We start from the raw sequence: 14925 nt of genomic DNA, 5'->3' as shown, positions 1-14925 counted from the left end.
AGCTACTACCATCAGGAAACCACTGCTTCAGGAAACTGGCGTTTGAGTGCGGGTAGAACGGGGCAGGGTTTTTTGTCTTCTAAATTATTAGGTTTATTCCAAGTAAATGGCGCTTTTTGGGCCGCAGACATCCACAACAGGCGTTTGGCACGAGTCATTGCGACATAAAGCAGCCGAAACTCTTCTGCCAGTTTCAACTGCCCTGCCCGCTCCCAAGCAGTTGCAACATCAGGGAGAGGAAACTGACCATGTAAGCTAGCGCGAATCTGGGCGCGAGCGACTTCTGCCAGAGTAAAGTCCCCAAGAAACTGAGATTGCGGCAGAATTCTCAGACCACCCGGAATGGTTTGCTCATGCAGAAAGGGCAGAAATACATAATCCCAGTCCAACCCCTTAGCCTTGTGCATCGTGATAATGGTCAGTTGTCCCGATCGCGTGTAACGAGCTTCTGAGTTTTCTGTTTCTACAGGTTCAAATTTCTCTGAACTCACGATTTCGCCCAGTCGCATCAACATTGCGCTCATCGAGCTATCGCCTACCGTTTGCTGCGCGATGCGTTCGGCTAGCTTATCTGCTGTCGCCAATTCCGCCTGATCATAATTCAGCGCTAAAGCTAGGAAGGAAATGAATTGATAATGGGGCAATTCCAAGCGGGCTCGGAGCAAGCTGTTGCAGAAACGGCGGGCCTTTTGTACCGGATCGGCTTGAGCGGGGTCAAGCGGGCCAGGATATAGAAACTGTTCTGGGAGACTGGCGATCGCGTTCAAATCTTGCGAGGGGATTAACTGCCGCTCGACTAAAACCGCAAGGGCAGCTTTCAGGTTGTCGGGGGAATGGGGGCGATCGATAAATTGCAGCAGGGCCAGGATTTCACCTGGGACTTTCGAGTGCCGATCGCGATCGCCAACATCGTAAACTTCAATGCCGTAATCTCGCTTTAGGTAACTTAAGTTCTCTGCAATAAAGCGTCCCTGCTTATTTTCGCGCACCAAGATGGCTGCTTGCGTTTGGGGATCTTGTCCAAACAGATCTATGACCCGCTGCCCAATTAACTCGACCGTATGATAAGGGTCACGGGGGGTGTGTAGCTCTAAACCTCGCCCAGTGGGAGCTGGGTTGGCATCAGGTTGGGGATCTTGTGGATCAACGGGATGGATGTGCTGGGGTCGGAAAGGGAGAACCGTCTCGTTACCTTGAGGTGCAGCTGGCGATCGCTGACTTCCATAGGTGCGATTTACCCATTCCATGACAAAATTGGCAGCATCAATAATAATCTGGGTGCTGCGACCCGCCTGATCCATCGTGACTAATCGGTCTTGGGTGCCACAGCGTTCACAAAACTCTCGAAAGAAAACGGGGTCAGCTGGGGTGAAGGTGGAGTTGATGGCTTGGTTGGGATCGCCCACTCGCACTAAGTTAGGTAATTGCTCAGCATTGCTGGGATCGGTAGACAAGATCTCCAATAACCTGGTTTGAAGGGGTGTAGAGTCTTGGGCTTCGTCTTCAAACACTGCAAAAGTTTGGGTTTGCCAAAGCTGGCGAGCACTGTCATTTTCTAACACTCGCAGGGCAGACAAAATCATTTCGTCGTAATCGATGAAGTCTCGCGATCGCAGCAAAGTTTGATACCGTTCATACAGCCCAGCGGCGACTTCTAAGACTCCATAACCATCTGATGTAATTTCCTGACTCAAGCGCTGCAAATCTTCAGGCAACAAACCAGAACTCTTGGCTTCATGAATGACGGTTTGAGCCAGTTCGGGCAGCACTTCTGTCCGCAGCACTGACTGTCGCCTCAATCGCTCTGTTTCTTCTCCATCAAAGTGTTGCCCTTCCAGCAACTGTTGGTATAAAGCTGGATGATCAGCAATCCATTGCTCAATACAAGCGCGAATCAGGCGATGACTTTGGGTCGGTGAGATTAAAGTTAAGCGCTCTAAGTTGAGCCCAGAAAGATCAGGGTGTCGGGTGGCAATATTGAGGGCCAGACCATGTAGCGTCTGCACCACAAAGCCCCCCTGAGGGAGAGACATGGCTCGCAGGGCTTGGCGAATTTTGGCCTTAACATTCGCCGCCGCCGATCGGGTAAAGGTGACGACAACCAGTTGACGGCTGTTATGCAATTGGTAACGCGCGATCGCGATCGCCGCTGCCCCTGCCATCCCAGTTGACTTTCCCGCTCCAGGCACCGCAGAAACTGCCAACGGTCCACCTTGCCAATCTGCCATTTGCTGCTGCCCAGGCCGCAAACTCGCTCGGATTTGTTCTAGGGCTCTTGCTCTTAGCTCACCTAGAGATTCAAGCGTTGGCTTGCTTCGCAAAGGTTTGGGGGTGAGCGGATCGAAAAGATTGGTGTCTGAGTTGGCGGGAATTTGAGAAGTCATCACTGATCCTTGGGCACCAGAGTTACGAAGCGATCGCCATTGCGCCATTGCCCAGACAAACCGTTCCAAGCCTTCTTGTGACAGAGATTACAGATAAACACCTGTAAGATCACGTGAACTAGCTGGAGGGAATGTCATAACGAAATTAGCATTCATTTCCTGTTATCGTCATGTCTGAATCATTTTCCTCACGCAGCACTCTTGTTATTAACGCGATCGCCATTACTGCTGCTGTTGCTTTCCTCTCAGGCCATTCGCAACTCAAGCGTGTCACCTCCCCAAGCCAAGCATCCACTACCTCTGTGCAACTCTTGGCCCAGCCTTAAAATCGGCGAAGTTCGACCGCAACCCAGCTAGACAAATGTGATATAAATTACCCGTGTTCAACGAGGTAGTTTGCTGGCGCTAGAATGACGACTTGCAGCTCCGCCTCAACCTGCTTTGCCGAGTGTATTAGTAAAAAACTCAATTGCCACGACGAGTAGGGGAAATAGAACGCCAGCTAGACCCAGCCAGCCCACAGCTTGCCCTAACAAAATCAGCAAAGGCTTGTTCGTTCTATCTGCGCGATCCACAGTGACATTGATATACTGTGAACTTGCGCCAACTAAGAACGCCCCAATTAACCCGAGTGGGATACTGGTCGCGATCCATCCCTGCAAGCGATCGCCCGGTTTGATCAATCCCATTGCTGGAAACAGTAAGAGAGCCAAAACTTCCAGAAAGACCCATATTCCTAGGGCGACAAAGAAATCTCTTTGCGTAATATTTTCTAACGTAAAAGACATGGGTTGTCTATTGCGAGTGGACGGGCGATCAGCTAACCGACTTCTTTGCTTAGCCATGGTGGTGATGCTGTGGAGAAAGGGGTTGGATGAGTAATAGACTTCCTGCATGAATCGAATCTCGCCCCCCTAACCCCCCAATTCTGGGGGGGACCGAGTATTAACTTCCCCCAGAATTGGGGGACAGGAGGGGGCTTTTATTATTCGTGCAGGAGGTCTAATGAATAGCGTTATTTTATAGTCATAAAGAAGTCACTGTCGTTTGAACCGTCGATTCATTGATCATCGTTTGAATCGTTTTGGTCTGGTGACTGTACTCGGCATCGCTGAGCGCTGGTACTGAATCAGCTAGTGAAATCGAGGTGGCTAAATCAATCCACGATTGGCACCCTCCATACTCTAGATGATAGGGAATCATTTGGGTCTGCGGGAGACGATAAGTCCGTAGCAGCAGCAAATACAGCGGTGTACGGGGCTTCCACTTTAAGCGATCGCTCACAAACTGCTCATTCCAAACGTGGAAGGGGAGCAGTTGAGCCAAGGTTGACGCCTCACTGACCTGGATAATGTGAGTGATTTGAGCCCAAGCGCTAATGGGAACCGTTTCAGGATGCCAACCCGATGATACTGATTGAACTTGAGCCGCATAGTTAGGCTTGAGCAGTTCAGGTTTTTGGTGCTCGTAGGTAGGGTAGAGTAGCACTTGGTCATAAGCTACCTTGAAAGCTCCACCTTGCTCTTTAATCCCTCCCTTGCGTAACAGCAGAATAGTTTGTCCCTGCGCCAAGGCATTGACAGCTACAGCCCACTCTTTTAACGCATGACTGATGGTTGGTTCCATAAGCGCTGAATTCTCAATGAGGCGGTTTAGATGCTGGCGACGATCGAGGCTTCTATCCTAATCTCTTCCCCAAATTTCGGCCAATGAAATTTAGGTACAGATACCTAATATAAATACCTAACAGCTATAGCGTTCACAAACTGTTTGTGAATAAGGGCATGGAACCGCTGCACCCCATTCAAGAATTTAATAAGCTTACAAAAACTTTACCGAAAATTTACGGAAACATTGAATAAGTCTGGAACTAAGTATTTGCAGGTAACCAAAAACTTCTTGAAGAAGCTTTTGACCGGAATTACATGGCTGCGAAAAGTAGTTGCCAAAGGCGATCGCTACATTTCTATATATCTTTAGAAGGGATTAAATATTTATCTAAAAAGGTGGATTCAACTCACCCATCTGGCTAGTAGAATTACGGCTATAGATAAAATTAAATCCTTACGATCACCTGGGTGCAATCCACGATTAATCTCTCAATAAACTCAATTATTTTTGGCATCGAGGTTTTGGTAATGGCCCCTTTAAAACCCTACACAACCTACCACGCAATTCCGATTTACCTCAAGAAGTCAGACCACGACCGAGGTGTATGGTTGCAATGGCAGCGCGGCAGAATACGCTATGGCATTCGAGTGACAGAGCTGAACGAAGCCTTAGGTAAAGCTTGGGCCATGATTGATGCCATGCTGGAGTTAGAGGTGCTACGCCACACTGCTTAGTGGGAAGGCTAAAAACCTCGGACTGCTCCTTCGCCTCGTGGATCAGTTGCTCCTTCGAGAGCACTATTGGGAGTGGCAATAATTAAATTGGCGTTGCCCCAAGGGGTTTGCTCGTCGAGTTTGTAGCCTCGCTGACGTAGATCTTTCAGGGTTGCTGCATCTAGTCCCCAAGGTTCTACTCTTAGGGTGTCGGGTAGCCATTGGTGATGAATGCGGGAGGCAGAAACAGCAGCGCCAGCATCCATGTCATAGACCAAAGCGTTCAGAATAATCTGAAAAACGGTGGTAATGATCGTGCTGCCACCGGGAGAGCCTACCGCCAAACGCAACTTGCCTTGCTCTGTGACAATGGTGGGAGTCATGCTGGAAAGCGGGATTTTGCCAGGGGCGATCGCATTAGCCTCATTTCCTACCAGCCCATAAAGATTAGGAGTACCAGGGGCGATCGCAAAATCATCCATTTCGTTGTTGAGCAAAATTCCTGTCCCCGGTGCTACGACCCCCGCCCCAAAGCCACCGTTGATTGTAAAAGTGAGACTGACTGCATTCCGGGCTGGGTCTACCACTGTGAGATGGCTAGTGTCATTAGACTCGGCCTGGGCCATAAATCGCTGCAAAATGGCTGGCTCAACCGCCTTCACAACTTTCGAGGAGCGGGCCTGCTGGGGTGGAATTTCTCGTCGCCGCGCTGCTGCATAAGCTTGGCTAGTTAAGGCTTGGACTGGAACTTGAACAAACTTAGGATCGCCTAGATAGACAGCGCGATCAGCGTAGGCAATCTGCATCGCGCTAGCCAGCAAGTGTAGAGCATCTGGGCTGCGCCAACCCCAAGCTTTTAGGTCAGTGTCGCCTAGGATGTTCAACATCTGTAAGAGGTGAACGCCCCCCGATGAAGGCGGCGGCATGGAACAGACTTGATATTGCCGAAATGGGCCACAAAGCGGTGTGCGCCAGGTAGGGCGATAACGCTGGAGATCGTTAACGGTAATTAAGCCCCCATTTTTTGCCATGTCGCGGGCGATCGCCTCTGCAATCCATCCCCGATAAAAGCTTTGGGGATCTTGAGCGATCGCTTGCAAAGTCTTGGCTAACTCTGGCTGCACAAAGCGATCGCCCACGCGATATGGTGTTCCGTTGCGGGTAAAGACTTGGCGAGCAGATGAGTTTTGCAAAATTACCGTCTTACGCGCCTCTACAGACCTCACAAAGCGAGGCGTAACCACGAAGCCGCTCTGAGCTAGTTGGATCGATGGCGCTACTACTTTTGCCCAAGGTAACTGACCATAGCGCTGATGTACCTCATGGAGTCCCGCCACTGTTCCGGGCACCGCTACTGCCAAATGCCCATTTACGCTCGCTTGGGGGCGAACTCGTCCTTGGGCATCCAAAAACATCTGGCGAGTCGCTAACTGGGGAGCTTGCTCACGAAAGTCTAAGGCTGTAGTTTCGCCCGTTTTACCCGCATGAAATAGCAAGAAGCCCCCACCCCCGATGCCCGCCGAAAAAGGTTCTACTACTGAAATGGCAAAGGCAGTAGCCACAGCGGCATCTACGGCATTACCCCTCTGTTGCAACATCCTCAGCCCTGCATCACTGGCTTGCGGATGGGCTGACACCACCATTCCCTGCTGACTCCGCTGGGGGGTGATAAAGGCCGCTAAGCTCTGCTGCCCAACGGCTAAAAACACAGCACAACCAGAAACAAACGCGATCGCCCATTGTTTGCGGTGATACAAATAAGGATGAGGCAAGCTTAAATCGGGAGGTTGATGGGGTTGATAACGTGGAAACATAAGGAGGTTCCTCAGCAGTTGCCTGCCCTGCGAATGCGCACCATTGCCTAAAGAAATTTTTCGGGAATACTAACAGGACAGAGTTCGTTAAAACTGTACTTGGATAGCCTAAGGTTTCTTGGCCTGGTAACTTCAAGCAAGTTGTGGGGAATGTTTGGGCAATGCTTGAGCAATGCTTGGATAAGGATAGAGGCTGGTAACTTGGAATGATTGAATGTTTGCACAAAGCTTAATCAGACATCAATCTGCTTCTAGGCCGAACCTAGTGCTGCCAAATCTAGCCCTGCTGGGGTCGCACGGGTTGCGATCGCTAAAATTAACAGAATTAACAGCACTGACGAGAATGGGCTGCTCAATGGGAGATTGACAATGAAGGCACCTCTGCCTAGCAATGAATCAGCAAGGCTTGAAGCTCTCTCTCAATACAAAATTCTGGACACTGCTCCAGAACAAGCATTTGATGACTTAACTCGCCTTGCCGCTCAAATCTGCGAAACTCCCATTGCCCTGGTCAGTCTGGTCGATGCGAGGCGTCAGTGGTTCAAGTCAAAGGTGGGCTTGGATGTTCAAGAAACACCCAGAGATGTGGCCTTTTGTGCTCATGCCCTCCACAAACCAAAAGTTTTCATCGTTCCAGATACCCTAGCGGATGAGCGGTTTGCTACCAACCCCCTTGTCACTTCAGCACCCAACATCCGCTTCTATGCAGGCGTGCCTCTGATTACACCCGAAGGCTATCCGTTGGGCACCCTTTGCGTAATTGACTATTCCCCACGGCAGTTGAGTGATTGGCAAATTGAATCCTTATATGCTTTAGCCCGTCAAGTTGTCACCCAGCTAGAATTGCGGCGTAATTTAGCCAGCCTTGCCCATACCGCCGTTGAGCGCAAGCAACCTGAAAAAAAGCGTTATCAATTTGGCTTTAAGATTCGCAGTGGTTTTGTCTTACTCGCTGGTGTGCTGTTGATGACTGGGTTTGCTGCATACCGCAGTGCCACTCAATTGCAAATAGCCAGTAATTCAGTTGAGCAAACCCATCGGTTGTTAGACAGCTTAGGAAATGCGATCGGGCAACTCAAGGAGGCTGAAACTAATCAGCGGAGTTACTTGATCACAGGTAAAACCTCTTATCTGGCTCCTTATAACCAGGCTTTGCGGGTCATTAAACAAGATCTGAATCATCTTCGCAGCTTGACTCAGCAGGATACTAACCAGCAGCGAAACTTCCAAACCTTAGAGGTGTTGATTTCTCAAAGGCTAGTGGAGCTACAGCAAACCATTGATTTGCGCCGCCAGTACGGGTTAGAGTCCGCAGTAGAGCGGGTCTTGGTAGATGAAGGTGAAGACAGCCTCAGTGATATCCAAGATCTGACTTTGACAATGCAGCAGCAAGCCAAGCAGTTGCTACAGCAACAATCTCAGGCAGCTGCAACTAGCACTCAACAGACGTTGGTGATCTTCTCCCTAGGGGTATTGCTGCATCTGGGGATTCTGTCAATTGTTTACTATTTAGTGAATCAAGAAGTCCGAGAGCGACAGCAGATCGAAGAAGCGCTGTGGCAAGAACGCAATTTTGTGTCCACTATCCTAGACACCTCGGCTGCTTTAGTGATTGTGCTGGATACTCAAGGACGAATTGTACGTTTCAATCGAACCTGCGAGCAAATCACAGGATATTCATTTGCGGAAGTAAGGGGCAAACCGTTTTGGGATTTTTTCGTCACCCCCGAAGAGATGACAGCAATTAAGGCTGTATTTGCAGAGTTGCGAGCAGGGCAGTTTCCCAGTCAGCATGAAAATTATTGGCTGACTAGAGCAGGGGGCCGTCGTTTAATTGCTTGGTCTAACACGGTGCTTCTAGACTCTGCCGAAGTGGTGGAGTATGTAGTTAGCACTGGCATTGATGTGACTGAGCGCCGCGCTACCGAGAGAGAGCTAGATCAGTCGTTTTCACTGCTTCAGGCCACCCTAGAATCGACTGCTGATGGCATTGTGGCGGTTGATTCGGCTGGAACAATGGTGATCTGGAACCACAGGTTTGTGGAGTTATGGCGGGTTCCTGAGCCAATTATGCGATCGCGAGAAAACAAGCAATTTGTTGACTTTGCCCTAACGCAACTGCAAGAACCAGAGGAGTTTCTGGCTCAAGTTCATGAGTCTTACACCAGTCCTGATATCGTTAGCTGTATTGTTTTTCAGCTTCAAGATGGTAGAAGCTTTGAGCGTTATTCTAAGCCTCAAAAGCTCGGCGACAACATCGTTGGCACTGTCATCAGCTATCGAGATATCACGCAGCGGCAACAGGCGAAGGCCGCGCTACATCATCAGTTTCATCGGGCTATATTGCTCAAGCAGATTACGCAAGAAATTCGCCAGAGCTTAAATACCCAGCAGATTTTTCGGACGGCGGCATTGCAGGTGGGTCAAGCGTTTGGGGTTAATCGCTGCTTGATTCGGACTTACCTCCCCAGTCCATCTCCTCAAATTCCAGTCGTGGCTGAGTATTTGGAGCCTGGTTATGATTCAGTGGCTCATGTCAACGTGCCAGTTTTCAATAATCCATTTATCGCCTCTGTGTTGGCTCAGGACCAAGCGATCGCCTCTGATAACGTGACGCAGGATGTTCACATGCAAGCTGCGAGTTCTGTTTGGAATCACGCAGGCTTAAAGTCGTTACTGGCTGTGCGGACTTCTTATCAAGGCGAACCGAATGGAGTGATTTCTCTCCACCAATGTGATGCCTATCGCCACTGGACTACAGATGACATTAGCTTGCTGGAATCAGTGGCTGACCAAGTGGGCATTGCCTTAGCTCAAGCCTATCTTTTAGAGCAAGAAACTGACCAACGAGAACGCTTGACTGAGCAATATTTAGCTTTAGAGAAAGCTAAGCAAACAGCAGAGGCAGCCAACCGAGCTAAAAGTGAATTTTTGGCCACCATGAGCCACGAAATTCGTACCCCCATGAATGCCGTGATTGGCATGACTGGGTTATTACTAGATACTCCTCTCACAGATCAGCAGCAAGACTTTGCTGAAACGATCCGCACCAGTGGTGAATCGCTCCTTGCCATCATTAACGATATTCTTGACTTCTCCAAAATCGAATCTGGCAGACTCGATTTAGAGGAGCAACCTTTTGACCTGCGTACCTGTATTGAGGGAGTTCTAGATTTACTTTCACCTAGAGCGGCTGAGAAAAATTTAGAGCTAGCTTATCTGATTGAACCGAATACGCCTGTTTCCCTCATCGGTGATGTGACTCGACTCCGACAAATCTTGGTGAATTTGATCGGCAATGCGGTCAAGTTTACAGAAGCGGGTGAAGTCACTGTGGAAGTCAAGGCACGTCAACTGCTACATAGCTGCAACGCCGATTCCTCCGAGGATGCAGAATACGCAGTCAGATTTGCGATTCGGGATACGGGAGTGGGGATTCCGAGCGATCGCCTGGATCGCTTATTTCAGCCGTTTACCCAAATTGACTCTTCCACCAGCCGTCAATACGGGGGCACAGGTCTAGGATTAGTCATCAGTCAGCGGCTGAGCGAATTGATGGGAGGCAGAATCTGGGTAGATAGCGAGGCAGGTTCTGGCTCCAATTTCTATTTCTCAGTGATTGCCAAAGTGGCGGAGGACTTATCTACTAGTTTCAATGTGCGCTTGCCCAGCTTAACTAAGAAGCGATTGTTAATTGTGGATGACAACGCCACCAGCCGCCAAAACTTGATGCTACAAGCTCAATCTTGGGGCATGAGAGCACGGGCAGCCAGCTCTGCCGCAGAGGCGTTGGCCTGGTTAAATCAGGGGGAAGAGTTTGATGTGGCAGTCATCGATCAGCAAATGCCAACCACTGACGGTTTGATGCTGGCAACGACCATGCGTCAGCAAAAGGACGACCAACAGTTATCTCTCATCTTGCTGACCACCCTACAGCAAACTGGAATTGCTAGGCAAAACTCGAACTTTGCAGCAGTTCTCAGTAAGCCCGTCAAGCAGTCCCACTTCTACGACGCTCTCAACGAAATTTTTGATGGAGTGCCAACGCCATCGCGCTCCACTCGCTCTAGCTACTCCCGCTTTGATGCTCAAATTGCAGAACGCCATCCTCTGAGGGTTCTGCTAGCCGAGGACAATGTGGTCAACCAAAAGGTGGCTATACATTTGTTGCAGCAATTGGGCTACCGAGCGGATATTGCTGGGAATGGCTTAGAGGTCTTAGCAGCGTTACGGCGGCAAGTTTATGATGTGGTGCTGATGGATGTGCAAATGCCCGAAATGGACGGCCTCACAGCAACTCGTCGCATTTGCCAAGAGTGGCCCCCCGAAACCCGCCCCTACATCATTGCGATGACAGCCAACGCTATGCAGGGCGATCGCGAACTTTGTAAAGCCTCTGGCATGAATGACTATGTTAGCAAGCCAATTCGACTAGATACGCTCGTAAAAGCCTTGAATGCTTGCCCCTCCAGCGCTCCAGTCTTGAGAACAGGTGACGGGCGATCGCCAGAAGATGTCTTGAATCGGCAAGCTCTACAAGCCTTGCAGGAGCTAGTGGGAGAAGATGCGATTGAGTTTTTAGTCGAAGTGATTGACACCTACTTAGAGGATGGGCCTAAAGTTCTACAAAGCATGTGGTTAGCTTTAGTCCAAGAAGACTTAACGGCACTGCATCAAGCCGCGCACAGTCTAAAAATGAGCAGCGTGACTTTAGGGGCTAAGACGCTAGCTAGCTTATGTGAGGAGTTAGCCGCGATCGCTCAACCTAGCCAAATTGAAGTAGCTCGTGGACTCATGCAGCAACTTGAAGCTGAATATGCCAACGTCAAAACAGCCTTGAAAGTGGAGCGGCAACAATATCAAGCCTAAGTTTCTGATGATGCTTCTGCTGTTTCGGTTTTAGGTTTTGTGGCAGCGAAAAAGGTTTGAGTGACCCAGCTGGTTACGATGTGAGACAGCAATCCGAGTGGGCCTGCAAATAAGCAAAGGGCGATCGAATGGATGGTCCAAATGCCAGTCCGCTGACCTTCCCAATAGATCCAACGACCGACAAACAAATCCATCACTAAGAAATGTACCCAGCCTGTAGCAGCCGCAGATTCAGTAGCAAAAAAGCGAGCAATATCGGCTAGTTGAGGATTAGACAAAGCTTGGGCTGATTCCGGTGTGATTGTGCTGACAAACAGATAGAGGTAGAGCGCTGCTAGGACCACAAACGGAATCAACGAACCCATGATGCGCCGAGTCACGCTCCAATTGGGCAGCAGAATCATCAACGCCCAAAAAGGCAACACAAATAGATTGGCACCATCGAATAGTTGAGCAAGGGACAGTTGGGCAAGAGGCAATTGGGCAAGGGGCATGGCGCAATTTCTCCGAGTGACAACAAATTTTAGCTTGCGCGCCAATTTTTCCCGCCAATATTCCGGGTAAAGTTGGGTAAATCAAACGGATGTAGGACCAGACACTGCGAATAAAGTGGGGAATTATGTTTAGTAGCCCCCAGCGTTTTGGAACTTATAAAGAACCATGACAGTGAAACTCAGCCTGCTAGCGACGATGCGTCAGATGGTTCCGTTTGCCTTGGCTTCTACAGCGATCGCTCTGAGTGTAGGGTTGCCGAGTTGGGCGAAACCTGCGATGTTGCAAGCGAGATATGCAGATTCGCCAATTAATGTGCGTTCGGCTCCATCAACGGTGGCATCACGAGTTTCCACAGGGTGGGTTGGCGATCGCGTTGAGGTGCTGCGAGAAGTGCGGGGGCGAGATGGTGCAACTTGGAATTATGTGCGCTTTGAGCGAAATCGCTTAGCAGGCTGGGTGCGGAGCGACTTGGTGCAGATGCAGCGATCGCCATTACCAGTTCCGTCCCTTAGAGCCTCGTCTGCGATTGCTATTAACCCTCAACCTATCTCAACAAACTCCACCAATGTAGCAACGCCACGTCCAAAAAGCCTGGGGTTACCTAGCTATACCCCAGAGCAAATCAACTATTTCTTAGAAGTGGCAATGGGTGGCGAGTTTGGTGCGTCAACTCCTAGGGTACGGAAATGGCAGGGTCCGGTAAAGATTAAAATTCACGGGTCGCCCACCTCAGAAGATCTACGTACGTTACAGGCAGTCGTCCGAGACATCGAGGGGTTAACGGAGGGGCTGCAACTACAAATGGATCAAGACAACCCCAACATGGAAATTTATTTTGTACCAGAGTCCGATTTCCGGCGGTATGAACCGAACTACCAAGGACTTAATTACGGCTTTTTCTGGACGCATTGGGACGAACAGAACACAATTTATAGCGCCAGAATTTTGATTTCGACCGTCGGGGTGAGCCAGAAGGAGCGATCGCACCTGATCCGCGAAGAACTGACCCAATCGCTCGGCTTGATGCAAGATTCTAGCCGCTATCCCGACAGTATCTTTTTTCGGGGCTGGACTGATCCCACCGAATATAGCGAAATTGATCAGGCGCTGCTGCGGATGTTGTATCGCCCAGAAATTCAACCTGGAATGACGCGATCGCAGGTCGCTCAGGTTCTCAGCCAATGGCAAACGGCAAATCAGTCCTCGGCTGCAACCCAACGGCTAGGCGATCGCGCTCCCTTAGATTTCTCCCTGCCCACAGTCCCGTAGGTGGGGCGCTAAAGATCGGAAATTAATAGATCCAAGAGCCAGAAACCCAGCCCCCATTAGCCAGTTCATACCAGCCGTTGGAGGTGCGCCCAGTGATGCTAGCTTGTGAGCCATTGGACAAACTGCCAACCACGCCATAGCCAGAACCAGGGCCAGAGCGAATGTTGAGAGCGCTGCCATTGGTCGAGATCGTGACCGCACCGCTCGGAGCGCCACCACCACCGCCACCGCCACCACCGCCAGCGCTGAGGTAGTCTGCCGCTACCCAGCCACCGCCCGCAAGCTGTGCCCATGTGTAACCGTCCCCGGAGGCCCGATTGCTGGTAACACTCACTTGCCCGCCGTACCCCAAACTGCCGATTACCGCACTTCCTCGACTAGGGGTTGAGCGAATCAGTAGCCCACTTCCAGCAGTAACTGTGTAAGTGCCAGGAGCGCCGCCACCGCCACCGCCACCACCAGTGATGCTGCCGTTATTGATGCCTAGAGCTGCCGCTGTTGCCGCACCGACAATGCCATCAGCGCTCAGTCCTTGTTTTTGCTGGAAGCGAATGACAGCCGACTCAGTCGCAGGACCAAAAACACCATCCACGCCACCCGTGTTGTAGCCACGATTGACCAAGGCTGACTGTATAGTGCCGACGAGACTGCCACTAGAACCACGTTTTATAACTGCTGCCATTGCATCTGAAGTGGTACTGAGAATTGCCAAGCCGATCGCGATCGCGGCCAAGCTCATCCATCCAGAATTGAGGAGTTTGAAGTTAAGAGGCTGGAAAGAGAATTGTGGCTCCGCATCGGGGTCAGCGTAGGCGATCGCGCTATGAACAAAAGCTAAAGTTTCCATGCTAGATGCATTCTCCAATAGGGGCTGTTGAATGAATACGTACGGTGGCTGATGATTCCTCGATCACCCCCTATCTAAGCAAGGTGCCAATTATACTGAGTAATCGTAAGGAATTAAGATTCCGTATAATCACAGTCTCTCTTTAGGTTCCCAGATAATTCACTCAACATTGCAACTTAAAAGGGTAATTTAAGCTTTAGGAGATGTGAACCTGAGAGTAGGCGGGTGCCAACGTCACCAGAACCTGTCAGAAAACTATCGATAGAGTAGACAACAAGGCACTATTGGGTAATTCCGGATCTGTACTATCCCTGATCTCCGCAACTGAAACACCTTAGTAGGGAGTAGATCTACTGAGGCGGAGGCATGACGAGGTACGGCATTGCAAAGCCATTGCAAAACCGTTGCGAGTCTGGCAAAGTAGTGTCCGCTCAACTTTAAGGTCACGGGAGTAGCGTTGGGCCAACGGAGATTTGTGAGCAAATCATGTGGCTGAGATGCGTAATCCGTGAGCAAGTAATCGTTTTGTCAGAGCTAGTAGTCTGGCTCTCCTAATTTGGTATAGCAGTACTGATAAAGGTTAAGACGGGGTGCAGGGGTGAAACCCCTGGCTGGGGGCTTCGCCCCCACACCCCCTTTGCCCTAAACTTGATGCGTAGCACTATAGAGGGCGTTTGAAGGTCAGCGTGTTGAAGGTACTGGTGTACATATACTTGCCGTAATCATCTTGCGAGATGATCTCTTGGCTCACCACATGGCTCACCATTTCCCACCCTTGCCGACCAAGCCGATTGAGAAACTCAATCACGCTAGAAACATTATTTTGCTGTTCCCCATTGAGTTGTAGTCTCAGGGTTGAGGTAGAGCCAACCCGGTTAACAAAATAGAAAACTTCACAATACTCCCACTTCTGCATGCACACC

General features: G+C 50.1%; 11 protein-coding genes. 4 read left to right on the top strand and 7 right to left on the bottom strand.

Going from position 1 to position 14925, the window contains the following annotated elements:
* Window positions 1–11: 11 nt before the first annotated feature.
* Complete coding sequence (locus KME12_05640; GenBank protein MBW4487254.1) at window positions 12–2384, bottom strand: ATP-dependent helicase; 2373 nt, start codon at window positions 2382–2384, stop codon at window positions 12–14.
* Window positions 2385–2554: 170 nt separating this feature from the next.
* Here KME12_05640 and KME12_05635 point away from each other — a divergent pair, with 170 nt between their 5' ends.
* Complete coding sequence (locus KME12_05635) at window positions 2555–2710, top strand: hypothetical protein (GenBank protein ID MBW4487253.1); 156 nt, start codon at window positions 2555–2557, stop codon at window positions 2708–2710.
* Window positions 2711–2815: 105 nt separating this feature from the next.
* On the opposite strand, the gene KME12_05630 is transcribed toward KME12_05635, so the two are convergent.
* Window positions 2816–3229 carry a hypothetical protein gene (locus KME12_05630; GenBank protein ID MBW4487252.1) on the bottom strand — a complete coding sequence of 138 codons (414 nt, stop codon included), beginning with the start codon at window positions 3227–3229 and terminating at the stop codon, window positions 2816–2818.
* Between the two features lie 181 nt (window positions 3230–3410).
* Window positions 3411–4010 carry a DUF1802 family protein gene (locus tag KME12_05625; GenBank protein MBW4487251.1) on the bottom strand — a complete coding sequence of 200 codons (600 nt, stop codon included), beginning with the start codon at window positions 4008–4010 and terminating at the stop codon, window positions 3411–3413.
* A 512-nt stretch (window positions 4011–4522) separates the two neighbouring features.
* Here KME12_05625 and KME12_05620 point away from each other — a divergent pair.
* Entirely contained in the window at window positions 4523–4729 is a 207-nt protein-coding gene (locus KME12_05620) for a hypothetical protein (GenBank protein ID MBW4487250.1), read from the top strand.
* Window positions 4730–4737: 8 nt separating this feature from the next.
* Here KME12_05620 and ggt read toward each other — a convergent pair whose 3' ends face one another.
* On the bottom strand, window positions 4738–6522 hold the full coding sequence (gene ggt / locus KME12_05615) for a gamma-glutamyltransferase (GenBank protein MBW4487249.1): 1785 nt from the start codon (window positions 6520–6522) through the stop codon (window positions 4738–4740).
* A gap of 369 nt (window positions 6523–6891) precedes the next feature.
* Between ggt and KME12_05610 the strand changes: the two genes are divergently transcribed.
* Window positions 6892–11391 (top strand): response regulator, encoded by a 4500-nt coding sequence (locus KME12_05610; GenBank protein ID MBW4487248.1) that lies wholly within the window; start codon window positions 6892–6894, stop codon window positions 11389–11391.
* Here the strand turns inward: KME12_05610 and KME12_05605 are convergent.
* On the bottom strand, window positions 11388–11855 hold the full coding sequence (locus KME12_05605) for a DUF4281 domain-containing protein (GenBank protein ID MBW4487247.1): 468 nt from the start codon (window positions 11853–11855) through the stop codon (window positions 11388–11390). The genes KME12_05610 and KME12_05605 overlap by 4 nt on opposite strands.
* Before the next feature lie 196 nt (window positions 11856–12051).
* Between KME12_05605 and KME12_05600 the strand changes: the two genes are divergently transcribed.
* Window positions 12052–13155, top strand: coding sequence for a DUF2927 domain-containing protein (locus KME12_05600; GenBank protein MBW4487246.1), 1104 nt, complete (start codon window positions 12052–12054; stop codon window positions 13153–13155).
* A 22-nt stretch (window positions 13156–13177) separates the two neighbouring features.
* On the opposite strand, the gene KME12_05595 is transcribed toward KME12_05600, so the two are convergent.
* Together KME12_05595 and KME12_05590 are read right to left on the bottom strand one after the other, a co-directional pair.
* Complete coding sequence (locus KME12_05595) at window positions 13178–14002, bottom strand: SH3 domain-containing protein (GenBank protein ID MBW4487245.1); 825 nt, start codon at window positions 14000–14002, stop codon at window positions 13178–13180.
* A 661-nt stretch (window positions 14003–14663) separates the two neighbouring features.
* Window positions 14664–14918: a hypothetical protein gene (locus tag KME12_05590; GenBank protein MBW4487244.1), complete on the bottom strand. Its 255-nt coding sequence runs from the start codon at window positions 14916–14918 to the stop codon at window positions 14664–14666.
* Window positions 14919–14925 lie beyond the last annotated feature (7 nt).

Origin of the sequence: Trichocoleus desertorum ATA4-8-CV12 (assembly GCA_019358975.1) — a bacterium.
GTDB classification, from domain to species: Bacteria; Cyanobacteriota; Cyanobacteriia; order FACHB-46; family FACHB-46; genus Trichocoleus; species Trichocoleus desertorum_A.
Note: the sequence above shows the minus strand (reverse complement) of the source record. Positions and strands in the feature narration are given on the sequence as shown.